This is a genomic window from Burkholderia sp. GbtcB21 (assembly GCF_019091065.1).
Taxonomy (GTDB): domain Bacteria; phylum Pseudomonadota; class Gammaproteobacteria; order Burkholderiales; family Burkholderiaceae; genus Burkholderia; species Burkholderia pyrrocinia_C.
Map to the genome: position 1 here is coordinate 1 of NZ_JAGXKA010000398.1, position 244 is coordinate 244.

At 66.4% G+C, this 244-nt stretch carries 1 pseudogene; it reads left to right on the top strand.

The window, feature by feature from the left end:
- Positions 1–31: 31 nt before the first annotated feature.
- Positions 32–244: pseudogene (locus KVT39_RS38340) on the top strand (sulfonate ABC transporter permease); the annotation flags it as partial.

The window sequence follows — 244 nt, forward strand, 5'->3', positions numbered from 1 at the left end:
CGCGCGGGGCGCAGCTTGCACGCACGGCGCATTGCACCCGCGCGAGATCGTCAGTCAATCGAATTACCGCGCCCGTGCGCTTTGCCATGACCCAACATCGACTGCCGGCTTCGTTCGGCCTTACCGGGGAGGGCGCCTGATGGGCGTCGGATTCTTCAATCCGAACCGGTCCGCCGACGCGTCCGCGTGGCGCGTTCTGCCGAACCGGGGGGACTTCATCGCGTTTCCGCTGATCATCTGCCTG